The sequence below is a fragment of the Pseudomonas sp. TSO6 genome, assembly GCF_056098905.1.
Genome location: NZ_JBLZWV010000015.1, coordinates 42,649 through 56,041 on the forward strand (window position 1 = coordinate 42,649; position 13,393 = coordinate 56,041).

Annotated in this window: 14 protein-coding genes; 9 read left to right on the forward strand and 5 right to left on the reverse strand. The window is 61.3% G+C overall.

Annotated features, from left to right (window positions below):
* Positions 1–113: 113 nt before the first annotated feature.
* From lepA to pdxJ, 6 genes are all read left to right on the forward strand, one after another.
* Positions 114–1,913 (forward strand): translation elongation factor 4, encoded by a 1,800-nt coding sequence (gene lepA / locus ACN6NG_RS04585; protein ID WP_016498174.1) that lies wholly within the window; start codon positions 114–116, stop codon positions 1,911–1,913.
* 5 nt (positions 1,914–1,918) lie between these two features.
* Positions 1,919–2,773, forward strand: a complete 855-nt coding sequence (lepB, locus tag ACN6NG_RS04590) for a signal peptidase I (RefSeq protein ID WP_049276347.1) — start codon at positions 1,919–1,921, stop codon at positions 2,771–2,773.
* Between the two features lie 161 nt (positions 2,774–2,934).
* Positions 2,935–3,624, forward strand: a complete 690-nt coding sequence (gene rnc / locus ACN6NG_RS04595; protein ID WP_016488825.1) for a ribonuclease III — start codon at positions 2,935–2,937, stop codon at positions 3,622–3,624.
* A complete protein-coding gene (era, locus tag ACN6NG_RS04600) occupies positions 3,617–4,519 on the forward strand; it encodes a GTPase Era (RefSeq protein ID WP_016498176.1) in 903 nt (300 codons plus the stop codon). The genes rnc and era overlap by 8 nt, the downstream gene beginning before the upstream one ends.
* Positions 4,520–4,675: 156 nt before the next feature.
* Positions 4,676–5,359, forward strand: a complete 684-nt coding sequence (recO, locus tag ACN6NG_RS04605; protein ID WP_016498177.1) for a DNA repair protein RecO — start codon at positions 4,676–4,678, stop codon at positions 5,357–5,359.
* Positions 5,360–5,420: 61 nt separating this feature from the next.
* Entirely contained in the window at positions 5,421–6,143 is a 723-nt protein-coding gene (gene pdxJ / locus ACN6NG_RS04610) for a pyridoxine 5'-phosphate synthase (RefSeq protein WP_217435896.1), read from the forward strand.
* 128 nt (positions 6,144–6,271) lie between these two features.
* Here pdxJ and ACN6NG_RS04615 read toward each other — a convergent pair whose 3' ends face one another.
* Together ACN6NG_RS04615 and ACN6NG_RS04620 are read right to left on the reverse strand one after the other, a co-directional pair.
* A complete protein-coding gene (locus ACN6NG_RS04615) occupies positions 6,272–7,654 on the reverse strand; it encodes a heavy metal sensor histidine kinase (protein ID WP_063422232.1) in 1,383 nt (460 codons plus the stop codon).
* The gene (locus tag ACN6NG_RS04620; protein ID WP_016498180.1) at positions 7,651–8,325 is read right to left on the reverse strand and encodes a heavy metal response regulator transcription factor; all 675 of its coding nucleotides are present in this window, start codon (positions 8,323–8,325) and stop codon (positions 7,651–7,653) included. Before ACN6NG_RS04620 ends, ACN6NG_RS04615 begins: the two co-directional genes overlap by 4 nt.
* A gap of 321 nt (positions 8,326–8,646) precedes the next feature.
* Between ACN6NG_RS04620 and ACN6NG_RS04625 the strand changes: the two genes are divergently transcribed.
* Positions 8,647–8,850 (forward strand): hypothetical protein, encoded by a 204-nt coding sequence (locus ACN6NG_RS04625; RefSeq protein ID WP_003252072.1) that lies wholly within the window; start codon positions 8,647–8,649, stop codon positions 8,848–8,850.
* 69 nt (positions 8,851–8,919) lie between these two features.
* On the opposite strand, the gene cmoB is transcribed toward ACN6NG_RS04625, so the two are convergent.
* On the reverse strand, positions 8,920–9,876 hold the full coding sequence (gene cmoB / locus ACN6NG_RS04630) for a tRNA 5-methoxyuridine(34)/uridine 5-oxyacetic acid(34) synthase CmoB (protein ID WP_049276343.1): 957 nt from the start codon (positions 9,874–9,876) through the stop codon (positions 8,920–8,922).
* Complete coding sequence (gene cmoA / locus ACN6NG_RS04635) at positions 9,873–10,616, reverse strand: carboxy-S-adenosyl-L-methionine synthase CmoA (protein WP_063422231.1); 744 nt, start codon at positions 10,614–10,616, stop codon at positions 9,873–9,875. Before cmoA ends, cmoB begins: the two co-directional genes overlap by 4 nt.
* Positions 10,617–10,817: 201 nt before the next feature.
* Here cmoA and ACN6NG_RS04640 point away from each other — a divergent pair, with 201 nt between their 5' ends.
* Both ACN6NG_RS04640 and ACN6NG_RS04645 read left to right on the forward strand, forming a co-directional pair.
* Positions 10,818–12,008, forward strand: coding sequence for an alpha-xenorhabdolysin family binary toxin subunit A (locus ACN6NG_RS04640; protein ID WP_353456298.1), 1,191 nt, complete (start codon positions 10,818–10,820; stop codon positions 12,006–12,008).
* 1 nt (position 12,009) lies between these two features.
* Positions 12,010–12,945 (forward strand): alpha-xenorhabdolysin family binary toxin subunit B, encoded by a 936-nt coding sequence (locus ACN6NG_RS04645; protein WP_474313084.1) that lies wholly within the window; start codon positions 12,010–12,012, stop codon positions 12,943–12,945.
* Between the two features lie 6 nt (positions 12,946–12,951).
* On the opposite strand, the gene ACN6NG_RS04650 is transcribed toward ACN6NG_RS04645, so the two are convergent.
* The gene (locus ACN6NG_RS04650; RefSeq protein WP_063422228.1) at positions 12,952–13,344 is read right to left on the reverse strand and encodes a protease inhibitor I42 family protein; all 393 of its coding nucleotides are present in this window, start codon (positions 13,342–13,344) and stop codon (positions 12,952–12,954) included.
* Positions 13,345–13,393 lie beyond the last annotated feature (49 nt).

The window sequence follows — 13,393 nt, forward strand, 5'->3', positions numbered from 1 at the left end:
AAAGCGCGGTACAGCCCGATAGAGGAATCTCCCATATCCCTGCTGCTTGAGGTACAATTCCCGGCTATTTTTCGGCGGGCGTCCCGGCTCGCAGCCTTTTCGAGTGTTGACCCGTGAGTGATTTGAGTCATATCCGCAATTTCTCCATCATCGCCCACATCGACCATGGCAAGTCGACGCTGGCCGACCGTTTCATCCAGATGTGCGGTGGCCTGTCGGCGCGCGAAATGGAAGCCCAGGTGCTTGATTCGATGGACCTGGAGCGCGAACGCGGGATTACCATCAAAGCCCACAGCGTCACGCTTCACTACAAGGCGCAAGACGGCAAGACCTACCAGCTGAACTTCATCGACACCCCCGGCCACGTCGACTTCACCTACGAAGTCTCGCGCTCGCTGGCGGCCTGTGAAGGCGCACTGCTGGTGGTGGACGCTGGCCAAGGCGTTGAAGCCCAGTCCGTTGCCAACTGCTACACCGCCATCGAGCAGGGCCTGGAAGTCATGCCTGTCCTGAACAAGATGGACCTGCCCCAGGCCGACCCGGACCGCGTCAAGGACGAGATCGAGAAGATCATCGGCATCGACGCCACCGACGCCGTGGCCTGTAGTGCCAAGAGCGGCATGGGCGTAGACGAGGTGCTCGAGCGCCTGGTGCACACCATCCCCGCGCCTGTAGGCGAAATCGACGCGCCCCTGCAGGCGCTGATCATCGACTCCTGGTTCGACAACTACCTGGGCGTGGTCTCGCTGGTGCGTGTGCGTCAGGGCCGCGTCAAGAAGGGCGACAAGATTCTGGTCAAGTCCACCGGCAAGGTGCACCTGGTCGACAGCGTGGGTGTGTTCACCCCGAAACATACCCAGACCGCTGATCTGAAAGCCGGCGAAGTAGGCTTCATCATCGCCAGCATCAAAGACATTCACGGTGCGCCGGTGGGTGACACCCTGACCTTGTCCTCGACCCCCGAGGTCGAAGTGCTGGCGGGCTTCAAGAAAATCCAGCCGCAGGTCTACGCCGGCCTGTTCCCGGTCAGCTCCGACGACTTCGAAGACTTCCGCGACGCATTGCAGAAGCTCACCCTCAACGACTCGTCGCTGCAGTACATGCCGGAAAGCTCCGACGCCCTGGGCTTCGGCTTCCGTTGCGGTTTCCTCGGCATGCTGCACATGGAGATCATCCAGGAGCGCCTGGAGCGCGAATACGACCTGGACCTGATTACCACCGCACCGAGCGTGATCTACGAGCTCGAGCTGAAGACCGGCGAAACCATCATCGTCGATAACCCGTCAAAACTGCCGGATGTCTCGGCTGTGACCGATTTCCGCGAGCCGATCGTCACCGCGACCATCCTGGTGCCGCAGGAACACCTGGGTAACGTCATCACCCTGTGCATCGAGAAGCGTGGCGTGCAGCGCGACATGCAGTTCCTCGGCAGCCAGGTGCAGGTGCGTTACGACATGCCGATGAACGAAGTGGTCCTGGACTTCTTCGACCGTCTCAAGTCCACCAGCCGCGGCTATGCTTCGCTGGATTATCATTTTGATCGCTACCAGTCGGCCAACCTGGTCAAACTGGACGTACTGATCAACGGCGACAAGGTCGATGCCCTGGCATTGATCGTGCACCGCGATAACGCGGCCTACAAAGGCCGTGCGTTGACCGAGAAGATGAAGGAACTGATCCCTCGGCAGATGTTCGACGTGGCGATCCAGGCAGCCATTGGCGGCCAGATCATCGCGCGGACAACCGTCAAGGCGCTCAGAAAGAACGTACTGGCCAAGTGCTACGGTGGTGACGTCAGCCGTAAGAAGAAACTGCTGGAGAAGCAGAAGGCCGGTAAGAAACGCATGAAACAGGTCGGCAACGTGGAAATTCCACAAGAAGCCTTCCTCGCCGTGCTCAGGTTGGATAGCTAGGTCCTATGTCGCTAAATTTCCCGCTGTTGCTAGTCATCGCCGTCTTTGTCTGCGGTCTGCTGGGCTTGATCGACCTGCTGTTCCTGGCCCCGCGCCGGCGTGCGGCAATCGCCAACTATCAGGGCAGCGTCAGCCAGCCCGAGATGGCCGTTGTCGAGCGCCTGAACAAGGAACCGTTGCTGGTCGAGTACGGCAAATCGTTCTTTCCGGTGCTGTTCATCGTGCTGGTGCTGCGTTCATTCCTGGTCGAGCCGTTCCAGATCCCTTCGGGGTCGATGAAACCGACCCTGGAAGTGGGCGACTTCATCCTGGTGAACAAGTTCTCGTACGGTATTCGCCTGCCGGTGATCGACAAGAAGGTCATCGAGGTGGGTGACCCGCAACGCGGTGATGTAATGGTGTTCCGCTATCCGAGCGACCCGAACGTCAATTACATCAAGCGAGTGGTCGGCCTGCCGGGCGACCAGATCCGCTACACCAACGACAAGCGGCTGTTCGTCAACGGCCAGCCGATTGCCGAACAACTGGTGGGCACCGAACCGGGCACCTTGGGCAGCGCCGAGCTGTACAAGGAAAAGCTCGGCGAGGCCGAACACCTGATCCGCAAGGAAATGAGCCGTTATCGCATGCCGCCGGACCAGCAGTGGACCGTGCCGGCAGGCCATTACTTCATGATGGGCGACAACCGCGACAACTCCAACGACAGCCGTTACTGGGATGATCCGAACATTCCCAAGGAACTGCACGGCATGGTTCCGGACCGGAACATCGTCGGCAAGGCCTTTGCGGTGTGGATGAGCTGGCCAGAGCCCAAGCTCAGCCACCTGCCCAACCTGTCGCGGGTCGGCCTGATCCATTGATACCCATCGGCGCTGTCCAGCAGACAGCGCCGAATGCATTTCTGACATAGGCTGTGTTCTCAGGGATCGGGAGATTCGTCGCATACGGCGGCGGGCCACAGCCAAACAGTCTTTCAGGATGTTGATTTGAACAACGCGTTGAACAACAAACGGGTGGTTGCATGAGTGCTTCCCTTGCCCATCTGGAGCGAAAGCTCGGTTATACCTTCAAGAATCAGGACCAGATGCTTCTGGCACTGACCCATCGCAGCTATGCCGGGCGCAATAACGAGCGCCTGGAGTTTCTCGGTGACGCCATTCTCAACTTCGTCGCCGGCGAAGCGCTGTTCGAGCGCTTCCCGCAGGCCCGCGAAGGCCAGCTGTCGCGCCTGCGCGCGCGCTTGGTCAAGGGCGAGACCCTGGCCCGCCTGGCCCGTGGTTTCGACTTGGGCGAATACCTGCGCCTGGGTTCGGGTGAGCTCAAAAGTGGCGGTTTCCGTCGTGAGTCGATCCTGGCCGACGCCCTGGAGGCACTGATCGGTGCCATCTACCTGGACGCCGACATGGACACGGCCCGGGAACGCGTCCTGGCCTGGCTGGCGGACGAGTTCGAAGGCCTGACCCTGGTCGACACCAACAAGGACCCGAAAACCCGCCTGCAAGAATTCCTGCAATCGCGCAGCTGTGAGCTGCCGCGTTACGAAGTAGTGGATATCCAGGGTGAACCGCACTGCCGTACTTTCTTCGTCGAATGCGAAGTTGTGCTGCTGAACAACAAAAGTCGTGGTCAGGGCGTTAGCCGGCGTATTGCCGAGCAAGTCGCTGCCGCGTCCGCACTGATCGCCCTGGGCGTGGAGAATGGCAATGACTGATAACAACCCGACGCGCTGCGGCTACGTGGCCATTGTCGGCCGCCCCAACGTGGGCAAGTCGACCTTGCTCAACCACATCCTGGGCCAGAAGCTGGCGATCACTTCGCGCAAGCCGCAGACCACCCGCCACAACATGCTCGGCATCAAGACCGAAGGGGATGTGCAGGCGATCTACGTCGACACCCCCGGTATGCACAAGGCCAACGACAAAGCCTTGAACCGCTACATGAACCGCAACGCCTCGGCGGCACTGAAGGACGTCGACGTGGTGATCTTCGTAGTCGACCGCACCAAGTGGACCGACGAGGACCAACTGGTGCTGGAGCGCGTGCAGTACGTGACCGGCCCGCTGATCATCGCGGTCAACAAGACCGACCGCATGGAAGAGAAGGCCGAGCTGATCCCGCACCTGCAGTGGCTGCAGGAGCAACTGCCAAACGCCGAAGTCATGCCGATTTCTGCGCAGCAGGGGCACAACCTCGAAGCGCTGGAAGCACAGATCGCCAAGCACCTGCCCGAGAACGATCACTTCTTCCCGGAAGACCAGATCACCGACCGCAGCAGCCGCTTCCTGGCCGCCGAACTGGTGCGCGAGAAGATCATGCGCCAGTTGGGTGCCGAGCTTCCGTACCAGATCACCGTGGAAATTGAAGAATTCAAGCAGCAGGGCCATGTGCTGCATATTCACGCGCTGATTCTGGTCGAGCGCGACGGCCAGAAAAAAATCATCATTGGCGACAAGGGCGAGCGCATCAAGCGCATCGGCTCCGAGGCGCGCAAGGACATGGAAGTGCTGTTCGACTCCAAGGTCATGCTCAACCTGTGGGTCAAGGTGAAGGGCGGCTGGTCCGACGACGAGCGCGCCCTGCGCTCGCTGGGCTACGGCGACCTCTAAGGCTCAAGGCGGCCCTTGTGGGAGCGGCCTTGCGTCGCGAAAGGGCTGCGAAGCAGCCCCAGCCATTTTGGCGGCAATGCTGAAATCCGGGGGGCCGCGTTGCGGCCCTTTCGCGACACGAAGCCGCTCCCACAACCACGGGCTGGGTAAACGCTAATGGAACAACCTGTCGGCCAGCCAGCCTACGTGCTGCACAGCCGTGCCTACAAGGAAACCAGCGCGCTGGTGGACTTCCTCACGCCGCAGGGCCGCATGCGCGCTGTACTGCGGCGTGCGCGTGGCAAGGGCGGCAGCCTGGTGCGGCCGTTCGTGCCGCTTGAGGTGGAGCTGCGCGGGCGTGGCGAGCTGAAGAATGTCGGGCGGATGGACAGCGCCGGCATCGCCGCCTGGCTGCACGGCGATGCCCTGTTCAGCGGGTTGTACCTCAATGAACTGCTCATGCGGCTGCTGCCTGCCGAAGCGCCGTTCCCGGCCCTGTTCGAGCACTACGCCCTGACCTTGCAGGCCTTGGCCGCCGGGCGCCCGCTGGAGCCGCTGCTGCGTTCGTTCGAATGGCGGCTGCTAGACGAACTCGGTTATGCGTTCTCCTTGAATCATGACGTCAACGACCAACCCATCGCCGCAGACGGGCTGTATCGCTTGCGTGTGGATGCCGGCCTGGAGCGGGTCGAACTGGTGCAACCCGGCCTGTTTCGCGGCATCGAGCTGATGGCCCTGGCCGACGCCGACTGGGACACCCCAGGCGCTTTGCTCGCGGCCAAGCGCCTGATGCGCCAGGCACTGGCGGTTCACCTGGGCGCAAAACCGTTGGTCAGCCGGGAACTGTTTCGCAAGCGCTGATCACGACGTATGCTGTGGGGCTCAACCTTCAGGAGAGCCTTTCGTGACTCACAGCAACCGCATGCTTCTTGGCGTAAACATCGACCACGTGGCGACCCTGCGCCAAGCCCGGGGCACGCGTTACCCTGACCCTGTCAAGGCTGCCCTGGACGCCGAGGAAGCGGGCGCCGATGGCATCACCGTGCACCTGCGTGAAGACCGTCGGCACATCCAGGAACGCGACGTGGTGCTGCTCAAGGATGTGCTGCAGACGCGCATGAACTTCGAAATGGGCGTCACCGAAGAGATGATGGCTTTTGCCGAGAAGATCCGCCCGGCGCACATCTGCCTGGTGCCTGAAACCCGTCAGGAACTGACTACCGAAGGTGGCCTGGACGTGGCGGGGCAGGAGGCACGGATCAAGGCGGCCGTGGAGCGCCTTGCCCGCACCGGTGCCGAAGTGTCGCTGTTCATCGATGCTGACGAGCGCCAGATCGAGGCCTCACGCCGGGTGGGTGCGCCGGCCATCGAGCTGCATACCGGGCGTTACGCCGACGCCGAAACCCCGACCGAAGTGGCCGAGGAGTTGCAGCGTATTGTTGATGGCGTGGCGTTTGGTGTGGGGCAGGGGCTGATCGTCAATGCTGGCCACGGGCTGCATTACCACAACGTCGAAGCGGTGGCGGCGATCAAGGGCATCAATGAGCTGAACATTGGCCACGCGCTGGTGGCGCATGCCTTGTTTGTAGGCTTCAAAGCCGCAGTGGCCGAGATGAAGGCACTGATCGTGGCGGCTTCGCGCTGATGTGATGGGTGCCTGTGGCGGCCTCTTCGCGGGCTTGCCCGCTCCCACAGGTACCTCACAAGTTTCAGCATTTGTGACGCTCCTGTGGGAGCGGGCGAGCCCGCGAAAGGGCCGGTGCTGGCAGCCAATTACTCTGCAGCAAACACCAAAGTGAAGCGGGTAGGCCCCAAGGGGCTGCTGTTCACTTCGACCCGCCCGCCATGCAGCTGCATGATCGACTTCACGATCGCCAACCCCAACCCGGTTCCGCCCTCCAGCCGCGAACGCCCCGGGCCCACCCGGTAAAACCGCTCGAACAAGCGCGACTGGTGTTCTGTAGCAATGCCGGGCCCCTGGTTCTCTACCGAAAGCCATACTTCGCTGCCTGAACGTTCAATCCGCAACTCGACGCGCTCACCCTCAGGGCTGTGGCGGATGGCATTGCTCAACAGGTTCGACAACGCCCGCTGAAACATCAGCCTATCCCCCAGCGCCGTTCCCCACCCCAGCACACGCAGCTCGGCTGCTTTCCCCTCGGCACTGAAGGCAAATAGCTCGACAACTCGCGCTGCCTCATCAGCCAAGGCCAAGGGTTTCAATGCAACCTGCGTTTGCGGCTGGCTGACCTGGGCAAGAAACAGCATGTCATTGATGATGCGGTTGAGCCGGGTCAGCTCCTCGATACTGTCTTCCAGCACTTCCCGGTAGTTGGCGTTGTCCCGTTCGCGGGCCAGGGTCACTTGCGCCTTGCCCATCAGGTTGCTCAACGGGGTGCGCAACTCATGGGCCAGATCGTCGGAGAACTGCGACAACTGGCTCACGCCCTGATCGAGGCGGTCGAGCATCACGTTGATGCTGCTGGCCAGTTGCGCCAGTTCTTGCGGCAGGCCGGTAGCCGGCAGGCGATGTTGCAGGTCCTGGGCCGACACTTGCCCGGCAATGCGCCGGAAGCGCCGCAGCGGTTTCAGGCCGCGCTGCATCAGCCACCAGGCGCCTGCACCGATCAATAGCAGCAGCAGTGGCAACGCGAGCAAGGTCGAATGCAGGTAGGCCTGCAGCAGGGCGTTGTCGTCGGCGCGGTTGAGCGACATCATCACCTTCACCGGCGTGTTGTCGCGCAGGCGCATCAGCCGGGTCACGGTGAGGAGCTGGTTGCCGCTGCTGTCGCGCCATGCGTGAAAGGCCAGGCGGGCATCGGTGTGCAACTCGCTCACCCGCGACTCCAGGGCCGGGCCGAGGCTGAGCAGGTGCGGGTGGCGGCCGTCAAGGGCCAGTACGCTGAGGCTGAGGTTGTCATGCCCCATCACCAGGTCGAGCAGTGGATGGGCGCGGGTGCCCAGGTCCTCGCTGCGCAGATCGACGCGCAGGTTGTGTTCAACCTGCAGCATCTTGCGCGCCAGGTCCTTGCGGGCGCGGCTGTCCAGTTCGTGGTCCAGGGCGAACACGGCCAGGCAGGCCAGCAGCAGCACCAGTGCGGCGCCCATCAGTGTCACGCTCAGGCCCAGGCGCAGTGACAGGCTGGCGTTTCTCAAGCGCGCGCCTCCAGTACATAGCCTACGCCGCGCAGGGTATGGATCAGCTTGTTGTCGAACGGGTCGTCGATCTTCGCCCGCAGGCGACGGATCGAAACCTCGACCACGTTGGTGTCGCAGTCGAAATTCATGTCCCATACCAACGAGATGATCTGGGTGCGCGAAAGCACTTCACCACTTTGGCGCATCAGCAGGTGCAGCAGGGCGAACTCCTTGGCGGTCAGGTCAATGCGCTGCCCGGCGCGGTAGGCGCGGTGGCGGCCGGGGTCCAGTTCCAGGTCGGCCACGCGCAGGGTGCTGGGCTGCAGCTGCTGATCGTTACGGCGCAGCAGGCTGCGGATACGCGCCAGAAGTTCAGGGAATTCGAAGGGCTTGAGCAGGTAGTCATCGGCGCCCAGGTCCAGGCCTTTGACCCGGTCGGCCAGGCGACCATGGGCGGTCAGCATCATGATGCGCGTGGCCGATTCGGCACGCAGCCGCTGCAGCACGGTCCAGCCATCGATTTCAGGCAGGTTGACGTCGAGGATGACCAGGTCGTAGGGCTGTTGGCGGGCCAGGTGCAGGCCGTCGGTGCCGGTGTGGGCGCAGTCGACCACGTAGCCGTTTTCGCGCAGGCCCTGTTGCAGGTAATCGGCGGTACGCAGTTCGTCCTCGATGATCAGTAGGCGCATGGGAGGCTCGATTTGATGAAAGGGGGGCGATTTTCGACCCTGTAGTGACATCAGGGTCAAGGAGCAGGATGTTACGGCATGCATATGGCGCTGCGGCGCAGATAACGGATTTGTAATCCTGCTGTTATCTGGCTGTCTGTCAGGGCCCTTTCGCGGGTAAACCCGCTCCCACAGATCCTGTAGGAGCAGCCTTGTGCTGCGAAGAGGCCCCGACAGGCAACACAAGGCCACATTGCAGGACTGTAATCCCCGCCTCACCTTGCTGTTAGCCGCCCCTCGCTAGGATGGCCGCATCTGATCGGTTATCACGAGGCAAACACGATGAACCTGACCAAATACCTGCTGCTGGCCACACTGGCCCTGGGCAGTGCCAGTGTCTATGCCGAGGGCGGTGCAGAGCGCTCGAAGCAGTTCTGGCAAGCGTTCCGCGAAGACCAGCAGCGCCTGCACGGCGACAAGCAACAGGCCGTCGCCGAGCGCGAGCGCAAGGCGCAAGAGAAGGCCCGTGAGGTGGCCAAGGACTGAGGTAACAACACCTGCACCGCGACAGCTCCTCGCCGCAGGTGTATTCAGGCGCCCAACCGGGCGCCTTTTTTATTTGCGCGCCAGCAGGGTGGCGCGGCGTGGGGCAGGCAGGCCTTCGATGGTCTTGCTGTGGTCGTTCGGGTCGAGGAAGTCGCCCAGCGACTGGTAGCGCATCCACTCGGTGCTGCGCTGCTCCTCGACGCTGGTCACGCTCACATCGACGCAACGCACATCGCTGAAGCCGGCACGGCGCAACCAGCGCGCCAGGGCGGGTACTGACGGCAGGTACCAGACGTTGCGCATCTGCGCGTACCGGTCCTCAGGGACTAACACCTGGTTTTCATCGCCCTCGATCACCAGGGTTTCCAGAACCAGCTCGCCCCCTTTGACCAGGCAGTCCTTGAGCGCCAGCAGGTGCTCGATGGGGGAGCGGCGGTGATAGAACACGCCCATGGAAAACACGGTGTCGAAGCCTTCCAGATTGGCAGGCAGCTCTTCAAGGGCGAAGGGCAGGTGCCAGGCCGGCAGCTCCGGCAGGTACTGCTGCACGGCCTGGAACTGGCAGAAGAACAACCAGTTGGGGTCGACACCGATCACCATCTCGGCGCCGGCACCGAGCATGCGCCACTGGTAGTAGCCGTTGCCACAGCCGACGTCGAGCACGCGTTTGCCCTTGAGGTCCAGGTGCGGGCCTACCCGCGACCATTTCCAGTCCGAATGCCATTCGGTGTCTACGTGCACGCCAAACAGATCGAACGGCCCTTTTCGCCACGGTGACAGGCCCATCAGTGCCTGACGCATCTGCGCGCGGGTAGCGTCGTCGCAGTCGCAGTCCAGGCGCAGCCCGTTGACCAGGTCGATTTCACTGGGTTTCAGGGCAGGCAGGGCGTCGAGCGCACCGCGCCAGCGGTCGAGGTCGCCGTGGCCTTTCTCCAGCTTGGCTTCAAGTTGCGCTTGCAGGCCTTGTGACCAGGAAGCCAGGGGCGTGCCCGCCAGGCGGCGGACGAGGGGGGACAGATCGATCATGGCAAGGCTATCAACGAGGCGAAGTTAAGGCATTGGAACCAGGGCACCACTTTGGAGAAGCCGGCGGCGCGCAGGCGTTCTTGATGGGCTTCGAGCGTGTCGGGGCGCATCACGTTTTCGATGGCGCTGCGCTTCTGGGCGATTTCCAGTTCGCTGTAGCCATTGGCCCGCTTGAAATCCAGGTGCAGTTCATTGAGCAGGTCCTGCGCTTGCTCATCGGCGAAGCGCAGTTTCTCCGAAAGGATCAGCGCACCACCCGGTAGCAGTGCCTGGCGGATGCGCCCGAGCAGTTCCAGGCGCTGGTCGGGGGCAATGAACTGCAGGGTGAAGTTCATCGCCACTACCGAAGCGGGCTCGAAGGGCAGGGCAAGGATATCGGCTTCCAGCACTTGCACCGGCAGCAACTCCTGGAACATCGAGTCCTGGGCGGTGAGGTACTGGCGGCAGCGCTCCACCATGGCGGCGGAATTGTCCACCGCGATCACCCGGCAGCCGTCGCTGCGCACGTGGCGGCGTAACGACTGCGTGACTGCACCCAGCGAGGCGCCCAGGTCGTACAGCGCGGTGTGCGGCTGGGCGAAGCGGGCGGCCAGCACGCCGAGGTTTTCGACGATGGTTGGGTAGCCGGGCACCGAGCGCTTGATCATGTCCGGGAACACGCGCACCACGTCTTCGTTGAAGACGAAGTCGGGCACCTGCTCCAGGGGTTGCGAGAAAAGGCGGTCGGGTTGTTTGCTCACGGTGGGCTCGATACAGGGTGAAACGGGGGCGCATTTTATCCAATGGCCACGCATCTTGCCATGGCAATGCTTCAGGGTCGGAGCGTTCACGCCGGTAGCGGTGAACTTTCCCACAGCGTTTAGTTACCCAGGCCAATGTAATCGGTGTGCCGCGAGTGGAAACTTCCACTCTCTCTAATTTATTGGGTCCATGGTTGAAAGATGAGTATCGCAACTAGGCAGGAAGAACTACCGGTAGAGGAACTGGACCTGGTGTCCAAAGTGAAAATGTTGCCGGAACGGTATTTTTCATTCATTGAAAGCCGGCTGGACGGCGGCCAGCAAATTGGCAGTTTGATGACGGCCGATAATTTGAAAGCCATCAAACGGTACGTCAGTACCGTCAATCAGTTACCCCGAACGCAGGTGGAAATCGAAAGGGAAGTTGATTATGCCGCCCTCGGTATCGAGGCATCGATGGTCAGCGACCTTTATGTGGCGCTGCACCGGCATGCCTACGAATGGGACATACTGGAACGTAGCGTAAAGCAGCTGGGGCCGGAAATTGAACTGTTCGCCGAAAGCCTGGTGCAGCGTGGCGGTAGCCTGTTGGAGAACCTTGAAAGCAGTGACGTTTTCATGGCGATCCAAAAACGCAAAGCCGAGCAGGGCGACGATGTTTACACCGCGCAGTTGAGCGAAGAAGAGCAAGCACAGCTCGCCAGTGTGATGACACTCGGCATTTCCGAACTGGTCAGGGGGATTGAAGGTACCCGGCGGCGTATCGATGAAGTCGACGCCCGTGCGAACTGGTTCAACAATGAAATCAAGCGTGAGCTAAAACCGCGCATGGGACGCTTGCTGAAGCACTTTGAAGAACGGGTTTCCCATGAGGACACACTGGAAAAACGCAGGCAGCTCGATCAGTGGGACGAGCAGATCGACCAGTTGAAATCCGAGTACGATGCCAATGTGGGTTACGCGTTCACCGGTATCTTGCTGGGGCCGATCGGCCTGGTGATAACCGGCGGTGTGTTCGGTCAAAAGGCAGAAAGCATCAGGGCCGCGAAGAATGTGCTGATTGAAAGGCGCGACGAGTTGGCGCATGCGTTGGGCAAGTTGGCGCCAGCCTTGAACGACTTCGAGCGTGTGTCGACCTTGGTCAGGGACTTGCAGTTCAGGTGCAAGGACCTCTCAGCGGCGACCAAACGGCTGGCCGATGTGTGGTTATTCCTTGCCTCGTATGCCAACAACTCTGTGAATGAAGCCAAAGAGCTGAGCACCCTCTCCCAGCTTGAATCCTTTGTGCATGACTTTTCCGAGGTTATCAAACCTTGGACAAAGATAGGCAGTATTTGCCACGTGCTGTCCGAATTGTTCAATGAGTTGATTGATGAGTATGAGGAAGCCTGAGATGGACATTGCCAATGCTCAAACCGTCACCCCCGATTTTGTCCAGATGCAAAAAGTGCAGGAGCACATATTCCAGCTCATGGAAAGTTGGGAGATGAAAGTGCTTCCAGCCGCGCGCGAGCAACTTGATGAACTGCGCACACTGTTGCTGGCTGTCGAGCGCGCGTTCAAGGAAAGCCTGATAGGCGGTATCGCGTTGCTGGACGAGCGGGACTTCATCCCGGGCAAGGAAGGGGCTCATACGCACCACAGATTGGCCAGTGTCCTGGAGCGCTTGAGCCAGCACCATGCGCATCTGGCCCGCAAAAACTTGCGGCTGGAGCTGTTCTCACTGTCGGCCCTTGTCGATTCATTGGCAGCGTTGGAAGCACGAACGGCTGAGCTGCAGGAACAGGCGGTTGCGTTCGATCAACGGCTGGTGCAGCTGCAACAACAGCGGGCAGATATCGTGCAGGCTATCGAGTTGTTCGAGCGGCCTTCGGTTGCCAGTGCACTAAAAGGCCTCATCCCGAGCGATGACGAAATTGATCAGATGATGGGATTGATCACCGACCCGAAACTCGACGCCGGCCTGCTCAAGGCTGTGACGCAAAAGCTCGGCAAGCACGCTGATGCGCTGGAAGGGGCCAAGACATTCAGCGACCTGGGCAAAGCCCGTGCCCGCCTTGATACAAAAATCAAGGAAGCATTGGGCGACCAGCTGCAAGTGCAACGAACCTTGAGAACGGCGCGCAATGAACAGGAGGCGGTGAAGGAGTTGTCGGGCGTTGTGCCACTCAAGGACGCGTGGTTACACGAGCTTCGCAAGGTGGAGGCAGAGTGGCAGGCCCAGGCCGAAAGCCTTAGCGCGACGATGGACCTGGAGGCTGCCACCGTCGCGCTGAAAGGTCTGGGTGAGTACCTGAAGGTAGTACAACTGATGTATGACCGCAGTTGATGGTCTTCAGCGGACGATAACCTTGCAGTCGAAGGTTTGCACCGGGGCGACGTCTGCGGCCCATGGCTGCTGGTAGACCAGTACCAGTTGGGCATCCCCGGTGCTGTTGGCCAGGAACCGCCAGGTAGAGACACCGGCACTGCCAACAACCTCTTCCTCTTCGGGGGCGCTATAGACCTCGGGGCTAAGGATACGCAGCACGCTCGACGCGGAATTTTCGACACGCCAGCGATAGCCGGTGGACGGGTTGCTGGGCAAGCTCAGGGTCAGTGCCTGGCCTACCTGCAGCCGCGTTGGGCATTCACTTTCGGCGTCCAGTTCGACGGGCTGTGTGGGTTGTTGCGCGCAGGCGCAAAGCAGGGCAAAGCTCAGGGGAACGAGCAGACGAGGGGCGGTCATGTTGGCTCCGGGGGCTGACGATGACCTGAGGATAACCGATGATCGACGA